Source organism: Micromonospora sp. CCTCC AA 2012012 (genome assembly GCF_040499845.1).
Lineage (GTDB): Bacteria > Actinomycetota > Actinomycetes > Mycobacteriales > Micromonosporaceae > Micromonospora > Micromonospora mangrovi.
Map to the genome: position 1 here is coordinate 3068271 of NZ_CP159342.1, position 14736 is coordinate 3083006.

4 protein-coding genes are annotated in these 14736 nt (G+C 69.3%); all 4 read right to left on the reverse strand.

Translation table 11 applies throughout. From position 1 onward, the window contains the following. Positions 1 to 37: 37 nt before the first annotated feature. Positions 38 to 298 (reverse strand): DUF7660 family protein, encoded by a 261-nt coding sequence (locus ABUL08_RS13280; protein ID WP_350937926.1) that lies wholly within the window; start codon positions 296 to 298, stop codon positions 38 to 40. Further along, a complete protein-coding gene (locus ABUL08_RS13285) occupies positions 282 to 7358 on the reverse strand; it encodes an RHS repeat-associated core domain-containing protein (RefSeq protein WP_350937928.1) in 7077 nt (2358 codons plus the stop codon). The genes ABUL08_RS13280 and ABUL08_RS13285 overlap by 17 nt, the downstream gene beginning before the upstream one ends. A gap of 114 nt (positions 7359 to 7472) precedes the next feature. Next, positions 7473 to 10973: a LamG domain-containing protein gene (locus tag ABUL08_RS13290; protein WP_350937930.1), complete on the reverse strand. Its 3501-nt coding sequence runs from the start codon at positions 10971 to 10973 to the stop codon at positions 7473 to 7475. Positions 10974 to 11139: 166 nt separating this feature from the next. Beyond that, a complete protein-coding gene (locus ABUL08_RS13295) occupies positions 11140 to 14667 on the reverse strand; it encodes a LamG domain-containing protein (RefSeq protein ID WP_350937932.1) in 3528 nt (1175 codons plus the stop codon). Positions 14668 to 14736: the final 69 nt, after the last annotated feature.

Consider the following 14736-nt stretch of genomic DNA (forward strand, 5'->3'; position numbering starts at 1 on the left):
CACCGACGTGGCGGGCCCCGCGCCTACTGCCGAACGGTCACTCGTATTCCCGAGCAATGAGGAGCATTTCGGCGAGGAACCGCCAGGTCAGCTTCAACGGAAACTCCTCACCATTGTTCCGAGCCCAGGATTCGGCGCTGCGGGAAAATTCCCCCCACGCCCCGAGGAACGTCTCCAGACTACGGTTTTCCCAATTCTCGGGGTGGTCCGCCGAGTCAGCTGCGAGGGTGTCCACGAAGTCTGCGAAATCCAGGTGGTCCACCACCCTCGCGGCTAGCGCGTCAAGATCTTGTTCCACGCCACCACACAACTTTACGCTCCGGCTTCTTCTGCAAAATGATGTCGATCCCGATGCCGTTTGTTTTTGTCGAGTAATGCTTTCGCCACAGTTCGGGGTAATCCGCCTTCTTCACCATCACGTACGGAATGTCGACGTTCCCCGCCAACTGGAACGCCGCAAGCCGGCGGTTGTCGAGCGTGAAGAGGTTACCTTCGTGCTCCAGCACGCGGATGGGCGGGATCGTGCCGGGGTCCACGGCTCCGCTCTTGAGGTCGCGCGCCAACTCGAACACCGAACCGGGCTTGTCGGAGAACCTGTTGCTGATGTTGTCCTGCGAGAAGCGCACCGCGAACGGGTCGATCGTGTCGCAGTTGTGCACGAGGACACTGGCATTGCCGGTGACCACGAAGTAGGTGTGGACGAACGAGACCGTCAAGTCCCGCATCACCTTCAGGCCGCTGAAATTGCGGACCTTCGCCACCGACACCAGGTCACCCGACGCCGTCCGCAACAACTCGGTCGGCTCAAGATCACCCGCCGGCACCCACCTGAGGCGACTCTCGCTCCAGAACGGGTGATGCTGCGTGGTCTTGAGGACGGAGAACGCGCCCTTCTCACCACGAACAGTGAGGTCGGTCAGCGCCTCGTCCCGGTTGACGTGCAGCCTCTCGACCGCCTGCACGCTGGTCAGCCCGGTGGCCGGATCCTGCGTGAGGACCTCGTCGCCCACGGCGACCCGGGCGATCGGACGCGTGGTGCCGTCCCCCATGACCACCGGGGTGGTCGGATCGAAACTGTGCGTCGGGCACCCGTCCTTGGCGCGTGGAGTGCCACCACCGCCATTGCCGCCGGGCTTGCCCTTCGTCGCCGGCTTGGGTTCCTTGGTCACCGGCTTCGGGGTCTTCGGCGGAGGAGCGTTCCTCGCCGCGTCGCGGATCTCGTCCTTGAGCGCCTGCATCTCGCGGGCCTCGGCGGCCGGGTTGATCTTCGGCGCTATCCCGATCGGCGCCTTGCTGATCAGCGCCTTCGCCTTGTCACCGACCCACTGGACGCCCTTCTTGCACCAGGATTTGATCTTGCAAGCCCAGTCGAGGACGGGTACGGCCGAGATTCCGGAGACGGCAGCGTTGGTCCACTGCCCCTCCTTGATGTAGAGGCCGGCATTGATCCCGTCACACACCGCGCCCAGACCGGCGATGAACAGACCGCAGGCGTCCAGACTCTCGTGCGCACGCTGAGAGCCGCTCTTCTTCGGGAAGCCACTGCCGGTGGCGGTACGGGTGTCCTCGCCCTCGCCCTTGCCGTGCGTGCCTTCAATGAGGTTCTGGCAGGCGTAGCCCGCCACGCTGACGCTGGGGTGGACACAGACGTCCAGCCCGTTGGCGGCCGGATTCGTGTACTCCGGAATGATCTCGCCGCTGGGATCGCTGTACGTCACCGGATTGTTGGCGGCATAGACGTACGCCGCCAACTGCTGTGGATTACCGGGTGAGTTGATCGGGTCCACCGAGATGAAGCGGCCGACCGTCGGGTCGTACTCCCGGGCGCCCAGGTGGGTCAGCCCGGTCGGGTCCTGGTAACCACCCAGGAAGCCCTGCTTGTTGGGCCAGGTCACGGCCCCGCCGCGCGGCGCGCCGTACGGAGTCTGACGACGCTGGGTGACCGTCTGGTTCGTGTCGGTTCCGACGCTGACCTGCGCGGTTCCCTGGTGGTCGCCGGCCAGCCAGGTGATACCGGTGACCGTCCGCTGGGCGATCGTCTCGCCGTTGAACGAGTAGTACCGGGTGGCGTCCACCTGCCCGGTGCTTCCGTTCTTGCGCACCTCCTGATCGCCCAGGAACAGAGTGCTGCCGGTGGGGTCGGTGGCGATGAGCCGGTTCCCGTCGGCGTCATAGATGTAGGAATTCGCGCCGTTGCTGTCGGTCAGGGTGGCGAGGTGTCCGTCGACGTCCCAGGTCAGGTTCTGCTGGCCGTTGGGGCCGGGACGGGTCTTCGTGTTGCCCGCCTCGTCGTACGTGTACGCGCCGGTGGTCGTGCCGATGCTGTCGGTCCTGCTCCAGCCGTCGAGCCGGTGCGGCTGGGCCGCCCCCGCCGCCGGGTAGGAGTAGGAGGTGGTGACCGTTCCGGTCGGGGTGCCCCGCTCGGTCTGGGTCAGCCGGTTGCCGATGCGGCCCTTCGGATCGTCCGGCGCGCCGAACGACCATTGCTGCCAGTAGGGCGCGGGGCCACCGAGGTCGGTGTCGGCTTGCGGCTTGGCGGCACAGTCGAAGGACTTCGGGGTCCATGCCTCGGTGAGCCGGCGCTGGTGGTCGTACGTGAAGCACTGGGTGTCCCGCGGCCGGGCACCCGAGTTGTCGTCGATCTTGAGGATGTTGCCGCTGGCGTCGTAGTCGTAGAAGGTGTTCGTGATGTACGACGGAGCCGTCGAGCGCAGGATCGCGCTGCTCTTCACCCGGCCCGTGCCGTCGTCGTACCGGTCCGTGGACTGGACGAACTTCGCCCCGGTCAGCGCCGTCGCCCGGGTGAGGGTGCTCAGTTCGTACAGGTTGGTGTAGCCGGACTGGATGGCGTAGTGGGTGGCGTCGCCGTAGTCGGTGGCGAGCTTGTCCGCCATCCCGTACGTCGAGTCGTACTCGTAGGTCAGGATCTCCTGCGCCAGGCCGCCGGCTGCCGGTAGCGTGACCGTGTTCGGTGATCCGTCTGCCCGGAAGCTGGCCTTCGATGCGAAGCTGCACGTCGTCGCCCCGACGCCACAGAACCCGGCCTGGGAGGCCGGTAGCGTCAGCTTCGTCTGCGTCGGCCGGTACTGCGCATCGACCGTGACGGTTTCCTTGCGGTATTCGTCGTTGCCGATCCAGCGGGATGCCGACCTGGTCAGGCCCTTCAACGGCAGGTCGTAGGTGTACTCGATGCGCTTCTGACCGGCGAGGCTGCCCTCCCGGACGGTGAGCAGCCGCCCGGCCCGGTCGTAGTTGTAGTAGAGATCCGGGGTGTCCGGCCGCGAGTCGGTCGACTTCTCCAGGTCCCCCAATGCGTTGTACTGGAGGGTCGCCGTGCCCTTGTCAGGGTCGGTCGAGGAGATCATCCGGCCCTGGATGTCGTAGTCGTAGGACCACGAGTTGCCCGAGGCGTCCTTGACGGTCGCCAGTTGTCCCACCGCGGAGTAGGTGTAACTGGTCTCGTCATAGGTGCCGGTGGCCGTGCGGCCGTGATACTGCCACAGCTTCTCGGTCCGGCCCTCGGCGTCGGTCCAGACGGTGGTGGCCGCCTCCCCCTGCGGTGGCTCCACGGTGACGTGGTCACCGTGATAGGTCATGGAGGTGCGTGCCTTCTCCACCTGGACACTGGCTTCGGAGACGAGCAGCAGGGAATGAAGCTCGCGGCCGGCGGTGTCGTACAGGGTGCGGGTCTGGCTCGGCACGTCCGCGTCGAGACCGGAGTACAACGTGGTGCCGGCCGTGCCGGTGGTGTAGTAGGCCGAGTTGGTCTTGTAGGTCCGACCCGCCGCGTCGTAGAACGTGTCCGTCAGGATCCGGCCGCCGCCGTACGCGGGTTCCTGGGTCTGCCGGGGCCGACCCAGCGCATCCAGCACGGCGTACGACGTGTCGTAGGTGCCGTTCGCGTTGAGCGACTGCGTCGTGATGGAGGACGGTACGGTCTTCGACAACGTGTAGGTGTAGCTCATTGACGGAGCCGACGGGAAGGTCGCCTTTGCGCGGCCCGGCAACCAGACCGCCGAGTTCCGGCCCATTGCGTCGTAGGTGTACTCCGTGACCCGCCCGTTCGTGTCGGTGCTCTTGAGCGGCACTCCGAGGACCGGATCCAGGTCCAGGGTGTCCGTCCAGAGCAACGGGTTGGTCGTCACCACCTGGGTGACCGGGCCCCCGGTGGCCGGGGTGTACGCCTTGGTGGTCTTCTCCCCCGCGATGTCCGTGGACTCACGGACCCGACCCAGGACGTCGTAGGTCATCGTGGACACCTGCTGGTACGAGCGGGTGCCGCCGGTGAACCCGTTGATCGTCTCGGTGGCGGTGAGCAACCCCTTGGTCGGCGCGGTGCCGTACGCCAGGGAGTCGTAGCTGAACCGGGTGTCCCCGGTGATCTGCTTCTCCGTCGTGGGCGACGTGGCGCAGGTGCCGGTCCAGCCGTTGATCCGCTTGACCGGAGTCAGCAGCCAGGCACCCGTGTTACGGATGTACTCGGTCTGCACGCACCGCTCATCGCCGGCCTTGGTGTCGTCGCCGCTCTCCTCGACCGTGGTGGGCATGCCGTAGCTGTCGAACGTGGTCGTCGACGCCGTGCGGCGCAGGCCGGTGTCCGTGGTCAGCCGGGTGCGGGTCACCCGGACGCGGGAGTACCGCGCCTCGGCGACGGGAGTACCGGCCCGGGTGGCCGTCGCCGGGTCGGAGCGCCACATCTCGTTCAGGGTGGCGGAGAGGATCGTCGATCCCAACCAGTTGACCGTCTCCCGGGGGGTGCCGGCGTAGTGGTCGTAGTCGTTCGTCGCCCCGCCCTCACGGCCCTGGACCTGGGTGGTGCGGGTGCCGCCCGCGGCCAGCTTGTCGCCGTACATGCCGCGGAAGTAGAGCGTCTCGCTCTTGGTCCGCTCGGCGCCCTCACCGTTGTAGGTGATGACCGTCGGATAGCCCCGCCACTGCGACCAGCTCTTCCGCTTGTCGGGGGCGAGCCCGGTGTCCTCGTCGTAGTGCCACAGCGGCTGGTTGCCGGTGTTCACGTACTCGTAGGCGGTACGCAGCGGACGGGCTCCGCCGAGGTGGTCGATCTGCTGGACCTCGGTCACCACGTACTTGTGGAAGTAGTCGGTGACCGGGTCGGTGTAGCCCTGTGGCGTCCACTTGACCGGATAGCACCGGAGGGTGTTGCTGTCCAACGCGGTGGCGCTCGGCATGACACTGCCCACGACGCACTGGCGCGGGCTGTAGGTCACGAAGATCTCGCCACCGGTCTCGAGCCTGACGGAGTTGACCCGCCACCAGTTCATCGCCAGGGCCCAGTCACTGCCGGCGGCGTCGACCCGGTTCTGCATCTGGATGCCGGAGAAGGTCACCTCGGGCGCCGTGACCGTGGTGCCGTTGAGGCCACGGTGGGTGATGCCCTCCAGCCAGAGGCCGGCCCGGGTGCCGTCACCGGGGTCGGGGAAGCTGTGCCGGAAGGTCCACGAGTCCGCCGGCTGGTAGGACGAGGTCATCGCCTTCCACACGTTGGTGGTGATCACCGTGGTCCGCTTCGCCGACCAGAAGGTCGGGGAGACGTTCAGACACGGGTTGGTGGTGGCCAGGCACTCCTGGTCCCACGGGGTGTCCGGCCAGGTGGTGGCGTTCTTGGTGGTGCAGTTGGCCAGGCAGCGGTCGGAGTTGGTGAACTCGACCCGGGCCGGGACGTTCTCGATGTACGGGCTGGTGGCCGCGTACTCGTTGTTGTCCCGGTTGTCGCTGCCGTAGTCGATCCGGGTGAGATACGCGGCCCGGTCGTACACGACCGGCGTCGCGTACGACATGTTCTTGGCGTAGTAGCTGGTTTCCTTGGTCCACCACAGCGACATGGTGTTGCCGTGGACGTCCTGGACGTAGTCCAGGTTCCACCGCCACGCCTGCTTCTTGCCGCCACAGTCGGAGGCCGCGAAGGTGGCGGCGTTGCACGGCTCGCCCGGGTTGTTGCCGTAGACCGGGACGGTGAGCACTGAATTGGTGACCGGACGACCCGTGGTCCAACCCGGCAGTTGGTGCCGGCCGAACCAGTACTGGGTGCCGTCGGTCGTGGTGACCTTCCAGTACTCGTTGTCGTTGTCGCCGTTGCTGTAGGCCGGGGTGGTCAGCAGCTCGACCTTCGAGCCGTCCTCGCGGCGCGGGTGCCACTTGCCGTCGCTGCCCTTGAGCAGTTCGGTGGACGACCCGTTCAGGGAGAGGATGGCGTTCTCCGGGCCCCAGCAGAGGTCACCGGTCTTGGTGCTGTTGTTCGCCCCCGTACTGGTCATGTCGTCGGCGCAGCCCTTGTACTGCCGCTCGATGAAGCCCGGCGAGTAGTCGAAGCCCTCCCCGAACGCGCCCGGCTGGTTGTTGGTGGCGGCCTGCCGACCGTCGACGGCCTGCGAGGAGTAGCCCAAACCCAGACTGGGCGAGGGACCACCGGGCCCGCCCGGCGTCCGCATCGGGTACGACCACTGGAAACCGCCGGTGGAGCCACCGTGGCTCCAGGAGGACGACGGCGCCAGGCTGGAGGCGGTGAAGTCGCCCGCCCCGCCCGACGGGCCACTGGTCGCCGCGACCAGCGTGCCGGTCAGCGCCGCCGTCGAGGCCAGCCCCAGCCGCTTGGCGTCCGTCGTCGACACCGCCGCCCGGATCGGGGCCGCCGCGACCGGCGCCGACACCGTCCGGTTGCGCACCTCGTTGCGGGACGCCAACGGGACCGGCTCGCAGCCCTTGGCGCCCGGCGTGGTCAGCGCGCACTCCGGCACCCGCACCAGCCGCAGCCGGGACGACCAGTCCGCGCCGTACGCCGAGGCGAACGCCGCGTAGTCCACGGCAACGTCGACCTGCCCCGGCGAGTTCACCCCGTCGGTGCGCCCCACCCGCAGCAGCACGCCGTTGATCCCCGCCGCCGCGGCCTTCGCCTTCGGCAGCACCTCCACCCGCACCGTGCCGGGTGCGGCCGTCGCGGTCCGCGCCGACGCCGAGGCCACCGGGCGTACCGTCACCGGCAGCGTGCCGGCGCGTACCCCCGTGGTGGCCGCCGACCGCGCGCCCGCGGCGGTGGTCAGGTCGACCTCGGCGGACCCGGCCGCCGGCCAGACCGGCGCCGGCCGCTTGACCTTTGCCGCTGCCTCTTCCGGTTGCGGTCCCGGCCTGGTGGCCTTGACCGGCTTGACGGGTACGGACTCGTAGCGTTGCGCCTCGAGCCGCTTGACCTGTGCGGCCTGCTGCGCCTGGGCGGGCACCTGACCACCCATCGTGCCCGCGAGCACCGCGAGCAGACCGGCGGCGAGAAGCCTGCGGCCCCCGCCGGACGCCGGTACGCGCCGCCCACGGCGTTGCGCCCGGCTGGTTCTGACTGTTCTCACTCAGCTTCCTTCGCACAAGAGGGGTGAGCGCCGCGCACGAGGTGTGGCGACGCGGGCCGGCCGGACGGGTACCACCTGGTGGCACCCGTCCGGCCGGGTCGTGCTCCCGGGGTGTCAGGCCCCGGCGTAGACCGCCGCGATCTCGGCGTCGGTCATCGCGCCCTGCCAGACCCGCACCCGGTCGATGTCACCGTCGAACCAGTCCGCCGGGGTGCGCCACTTGCCCCGGCCCACCGTGAGGCCGCCGTTCGCCCGCCACGGGGTCGCGGCGGTGGTCCGCGCGGAGAGCGCCCCGTTGATGTAGAGGCTGAGCGTCTGCGCGCCCACGTCCTGCACGGCGGTGAGGTGCACCCAGGTGTTCGCCTGGCAGGTGCCGCCGTTGGCGTACCGCGCCCCGCTCGTCGCGGAGTCGACCGTCCGGTTCATCGCCGACCACTTGCTACCGGTGGCGTCGGTGCGGCAGCCCAGATAGAAGCCGGAGATCTCGGTGCCGTCCTGGGCGATGACCGTCCGGGCGCCGCCGCCACCCGTCCAGCGCACCCAGGCGGAGACCGTGTACGACTGGTCGGTGCGCAGCACCGGGGTGCTGGTCTCGGTGGAGCCGGCGACCCCGTCGAAGTGCAGTCCGGACGAGTCGAAGCCCGCCTGGTCGGACCAGTCGACGGTCGGGTAGGCGGTCAGGTTCAGCGGACGCTGGTAGCCGGAGATGTCACCCTCCTGGCGCGGGTCCTCGTAGTCGTAGTCCTCCATGTCCCAGCCCCCGACGAGGACCGGCTCGACCAGGGGTTCCAGGTCCACGTCCGGGTCGATGACGCGGTCCCAGACCCGGACCTCGCTGATCGCGCCGTTGAAGTGGCCGGTGAAGGAGCCGTTCTTGGCGCCACCGATCATCATGGGGCCGGTCGAGGACCACGCCGGCGCGGAGAGCGCCCCGGTGCCCGCGAGGACCCCGTTCACATAGAGGCTGAGCTGGCGGCTCGCGCCGGCGTCGTACACCCCGGCGAGGTGGGTCCAGACGCCGATCTGGACTGCCGAGGTCGCGCAGGCGGGCGACGTCGTGACGGCGCCGTTGACGGTGTCGGAGGCGTAGCTGTTGAAGCACCAGCGCCCCGACGTCGACACGTACTGCAGCTCGAAGGGGCTCTTGTTGACGCCCGGCTGGGACACCACGACGCCGCGGGGGGTGTCGTCGGCCCGTACCCAGGCGGCGAAGGAGAAGCTACGGGAGGTGTCGATGACCGGACCGGAGGTGCTGGCCCGGTCATCGGTGCCGTCGAACTTGACCGCCCAGTCCTTGCCCCGGGACTTGTGGGTCCCGATCACCCGGGAGTCCACCCAGACCCCGCCGTTGGCGAGGGTGGCCGACGCGCCACCGCTGACCTTGTTCGTGAAGGTGGTGCCGGTGCCCTCGTCGAGGGCCCAGTGCGACTTCGGGCCCGAGTAGTTGTCGACGAGGAAGACGTAGTCGTAGGGGGCGGAGGTGTTACCCGCCTGGTCGCGGCTCTTCACCGTCAGGACGTTCTCGCCGATCGAGTTCGGGGTGACCCAGACCGTCGCCGAACCACCCAGACCGGCCGCGTTGACGGTCATCTCCGGTCCGCCGGCCATCTGGTAGACGTAGGAGTAGACGTCGGTGGCTCCGTTGGCGGAGAGGGTGAACTTCCCGGAGTAGCCGACCGAACCGTGCACGTCCTGGTTGGTGCCCAGCGGCGGCGACTCCAGGTAGAGCCCGTCGGCCGGGGTCACCTTGGGGCTGAACGCGGGGGCCGAGTAGTCCACATAGAACTCGCACCACGGGGACAGCCCGGACGCGCCGCCCAGGGTGTCCTTCGTCTGCACCTGCCACCGGTAGGTGTCGCCGTTGAGCGTCTTCGTGGTCAGCTGCACCTCGGCCTTGGCGCCCGGCGCCACGCCGGAGTCGACCTTCGGCCAGCCGGACACCGTCGTCCACACCGAGTTCACCAACTTCTGCAGGGTGAACGTGCCGGAGAGCGAGCCGCCGTTGCTGCCGTCCACGTCGGTCAGCGTCGCCTTCAGCCACGGGTAGTCCGCCCGTACCATCGGCCGGGACGCACCCGTGACACACGCCTGCGCGGGCGCGGTGTAGCCGGCGTGCGTGGAGAGCTGGGCGGCCGTCGGCGTGGTCGGGTTGGTGTTGTACTCGATCGACAACTTCGTCTGCGCCGCGTCGAACTTCTTCCACCACGAGTCCGTCGACTCGGACGTGCCGTCGGACTGCCGGGTCATCAGGGCGAGGGTGTAGATGGTCTGGCCGCGGTTGGCGATGATGTCGTTCTTCAGGTTGGTGCCGGAGAACTCCATCGGCAGGTCCGGCTGCGGGTCGTCGCTGCAACCCGCGCCACCCGACGGCTTGTGGGCGTGCCCGGAGCGCTCCTCCAGCCACTGCTGGATGCTCGGCCCGCCCCAGCTCTGCTTGCCGGTGGTGGTGAGGTCCGCCGTACGCCACAGGTTCACCGGCGACGAGGTGCACGACCACGAGTGGGTCATCTCGGTGAGGAACTTCGCGGTCCGGATCGTCTTGCCGGAGAGGCTCGTCAGGCCGAAGGAGAAGTACGACCGGTAGGCCCCCGAGCCGTCCGGGTTGTTGCCCACCCGGACGATGCCGTCGTCCCGGGTGGCGTTGGTGGAGTTGGCGTAGCCCCACCGGATCTTGTTGATGGTGGTCCACGGGTCGATCACCACCGGGTACGTGGTGTCCTTGCCGCGCAGCAGCGCCGGGTCCGGGCGTACCACGAGATCCGTGCCCTGCACCGCGGTCGCCAGCTCCGCCTTGCGCGCACGGTCCGGCGCGGACCGCACCGCCTCCCGCTTCTCCTGCGCCGCGAACGCCGACACGCCCCGGCTCTTCGCCGCCTGGGCCGCCGAGGTCAGTCCGGACGAGTCCCACATCAGCGCACTGCCGGCGGAGACCACCGGCGTACCGGAGCCGTCCACCACCTCGAACCCGCCACCGGTGCGCGGCCGCTTCGTCAGGGAGCCGGTGGTCGCCAGGCCGAAGCGCAGCTCGTCGAGCGCCGGGTTCGCCGCCGCCTCGGCGGACTTCACCACCAGCGCCCAGGTGAAGCCGTCGGCCAGCGCCCGCAACCGCAGGTCCACCTCCGGCAGCACCGAGTCGTAGACCGCGGTGTCACCGTCGATCCGCGGCGCCGGCAGGGACCCCGGCCAGGACATCGACACCTGGCCGCCGTCGACCGGCAGGCGGACCGCGGACGCCGGCCCACCGGCGGAGAAGGACACGTCGGCCAGGGTGGCGATCGGCGCGACGCTGCCGTCCGCGCGCTTCTCCAGCCGGGTGTCGATCTTCCGCCAGCCACTGCCGTCGCGGCTCTTCGTCCACCTCGGCACCGGGTAGGACTCCAGGACCAGCCCGCCGTGCGGCTCAGCGATGACCCGCGAGCTCTCGGCCCGCAGGCTCGTCACCTCGACCGGCGAGCCGAGCCGCTTCGCCGCGGCGACCGCCTGGGCCTCGGTGAGGCTGTCTGCCTGCGCCGGAGCCGGTGCGGCCGCCGCGGCCGGCGCTGTCTCGACCGGAGCGGTCGCCGCGCCGGCGGCGACCACCATCACGGCGGCCAGACCGCCGACCCACCATCTCAAAGAACCTGTCCTGGTACGTGGACGCACGCGTGACCTCCTGTTGGGGCGGAAGGGGGATGCCCCAGAGGACCTGGGGACGTTAGGGGGTTGCGGGGCTACCGGGCCTGCGGTGCGGGGACCCGCGTCGTTCCCGGCCGGGCGTGTCGGCCCGGCCGGGAACGACGGGTCACACCTCGCCGGCGATGCCGACGATCTCCGCGTCGGTGAGGACGCCCTGCCAGACCCGCACCATGTCGATGGAGCCCGTGACGTAGTTGCCCAGGTCGGCCGAGCCGATCCTCAGCGGTCCGGTCGACTCCCAGGTGGGCGGAAGACCGGTCTTCGTGCCGGCGAGCACGCCGTTGACGTAGAGCTTCAACTCCCGCTTGGCCGAGTCGTACGTCGCGGCGAGGTGCACCCACTCGTTCAGCACCGGGGTACCGCTCCACTTGACGAAGTTGTAGTTCGTGTAGGGATCAGGCATGTCGTTGTCCGGCAGGACGATCGCCCAGCTCGCCGGCGCGTTGTTCTGCCGTTGCAGATAGAAGGCGCAGCGCCAGACACCGCACTGCGACAGCACGGTCTGGTAGCCGTTGAACGCCGTCGGCTTCACCCAGGCCGCGACGGTCCACGACCCCTCGGTACGCAGCACCTGCCCGTCCGTCATCGCGGTGCCGCTCACCCCGTCCAGGCAGAGGCCGGTGGAGAGTCCGGCACCCTCGTTCCGGCAGAAGGTCGCCGAGGGCGCGTCGGTGAGGGTGACCGGCCGTTGGAAGGGGGACAAGTCGCCCTGCTGGCGCGGCGCGTCCTCGTCGACGTCCTCCATGTCCCACTGACCGACCAGCACCGGCTGCACGATCGGTGCCAGGTCCATGTCGGGATCGACCACCCGGTCCCAGAGCCGTACGTCGTCGATCTCACCGTCGAAGTAGTTGCTCAGGACGCCGTTGTACTTGACCCGGCCGATCTGCATGATGCCCGTCGACGACCAGAGCGAGTTCAGTGGCTGCCTGCCGGCCAGGACGCCGTTGACGTAGAGCCGGATCTCCTTCAGCCCCGCGTCGTACACGCCGGTGATGTGCTGCCAGCTGTCGGCCGCCGCCAACTGGCTGGAGCCGACGGAGGTGCGGACGTGGGTGGGGCTGTCGGCGGAGAAGGTGTGGAAGTACCAGTTCCCGCCCTTGTCCCGCTGCAACTGCCAGGCTCCGTTGTTGGCGCCGTCGACCGCGACCACGGAGCCGAAGGTGTCCTTGACCCGGACCCGGGCCCACGCCGCCACGCTGAAGCTGCGGGAGGAGTCGATCGGCGGGGCGGTGGACGTCGCGCCCCAGCTCTTGTTCAGGGCGTTGAACGTGACGGCGCGGTCCGGCGCCTGGTTCTTGGGGGTGCCGTGGACCCAGCCCTCGGACCAGGTGGCGTTGTTGAGCGTGATGCTCGGTCCGCCGGCCGGGGTGGTGGCGAGGGTGCTGCCGGTGCCCTCGTCCATCTTCCACACCGCCTTCGGTGCCGAGTACTCCTTGACGGCGAAGATGTAGTCGTACGGGGCGGAGGAGTTGCCGGCCTGGTCGCGGCTGCGCACGGTCAGGACGTTGTCGCCGATGCCGGGGGTGACCCAGACGGTCACGGACCCGCCGAGCGCGGGTGCCTTCGCCACCATCTCGGGACCGTTGGCGAGCTTGTAGACGTAGTCGTACACGTCCGTCGCCCCGTTGGCGGAGAAGGTGAACTTGCCGGAGTAACCCGCTCCGCCACGCGTGTCGGTGTTCGTGCCCAGTGGCGGGGACTCCAGGTAGAGCCCGTCCGCCGCCGCCACCTTCGGGGTGAACGCCGGCGGGGTCGAGTCGGAATAGAACTCGCACCACGGGGAGAGCAGGGAGGCGCCTCCGAGGCCGTCCTTGGTCTGCACCTGCCAGCGGTAGACGTCGCCGCTGGCCACCCTGGTGGTCAACTGCACCTCGGCCTTGGCACCGGGAGCGATGCCCGACTTGGTCTTCGGCCAGCCGGTCATCGGAGTCCACGCCCCGCTGACCAGCTTCTGCAGGCTGAAGACGGCGGAGAGGCTGCCGCCGTTGGTGCCGTCGGGGTCGGTCAGGACGGCTTTGAACCACGGGTAGTCGTACCGCACCAACGGCCGAGACGTGCCCGTGACACAGGCCTGTGCCGGCGCGTCGTAGCCGGCGTGGGTGGCCAACTGCGCGGCGGTGGGGGTGTTCGGATTGGTGTTGAACTCGATCGACAGCTTCGTGGCCGCCGGGTCGAACTTCTTCCACCAGTTCGACGTCGTCTCGGACGTGCCGTCGGACTGCCGGGTCGACAGCGCGAGGGTGAAGTTGCCGTCGCCCCGGTGCGCGGTGACGTCGTCCTTCAGGTTGGTGCTGGAGAACTCCATCGGCATGTCCGGCTGCGGGTCGTTGGTGCAGCCCGCCCCACCCGAGGGCTTGTGCGCGTGCCCCGAGCGTTCCTCCAGCCACAGTTCCAGGTTCGGGCCGTCCCACGTCTGCTTGCCGTTGGTGACCAGGTCGGCGGTCCGGTAGAGGTTGACCGGGGTGTTGTTGCAGTCCCACGAGTGGGTCATCTCGGTGAGGAACTTCGCCGACCGGATCGTCTTGCCCGCCAGGGTCGTCAGGTTGAACGCGAAGAACGACCGGAAGGTGCCGCCACCGCTCGGGTCCGCCCCGACGCGGGCGACCCCGTCGTCGCGGGTGGCGTTCAGCGATCCCGCGTAACCCCACCGGAGCTTGTTGATCGTCGTCCACGGGTCGATCAACACCGGGTACGTGGTCCTCGCCCCACGCAGCAGTGACAGGTCAGGGCGCAGCACCAGGTCGCTGCCCTGGACCCCCGTCGACAGCTCCGCCTTCCGCGCCAGATCCGGAGCCGAGCGCAGCACCTCGCGCTTCTCGCTCCCGGCGAGAGCCGCCTCCGCTCGGCTCCCGGTCGTCGCCGCCGGCGAGGTCACACCCGACGAGTCCCACATCAGGGCGCTGCCCGCGGAGAGCACCGCCCGACCCGAACCGTCCACCACCTCGAACCCGCCACCGGCACGGGCCCGCTTCGACAACCCGGACGTCTCCAGCTTGAACCGCAACTCACCCAACGCCGGGTTCGCCGCCGCCCGAGCGGACCTCACCACCAACACCCAGGTGAACCCGTCAGTCAACGCCCGCAACCGCAGATCCACCTCCGGCAGCACCGACTCATAGACCGCCGTGTCACCCTCCACCCGCGGCACCGGCAACACACCCGGCCACGACAGCGACACCTGACCACCACCGACCGGCAACCGCACCGCCGCACCCGACCCACCCGCCGAGAACGACACATCCGCCAACGTCGCCACCGGCGTCACGGAGCCGTCCGCGTTCTTCACCAGCGAGGTGTCGATGTCCCGCCAGCCGCTGTCGTCCCGCGTCCTCGTCCAGCGCGGCGTCGCGTACGACTCCAGCACCAGGGAGCCCTGCGGGGTGGCGACCACCCGCGACGCCTCCGACCGCAGCCGGGACACCTCCACCGGACGGCCCGACCGCCGCGCCGCGGTGATCGCCTCGGTCTCGGAGAGTCCCGGAGCAACCGCACCGGTCGTGGGGGCGACGGGCGTCCGTGCGCCTGCCGCCTCCGGCACCGAGGTCACACTCGTCACGGCCATCGCCGTCACCGCCAACGCGGTGGTGAGTCCACGCCATCGGGCGGTGGACGTGGTCCAGGGTCTTGTCACTCGGGGCTCCTTGTCGGCTGGGGAACGGATGCCGGGGCGCGGGACGCCGCCGGTCGGGCGGCGTCCCGC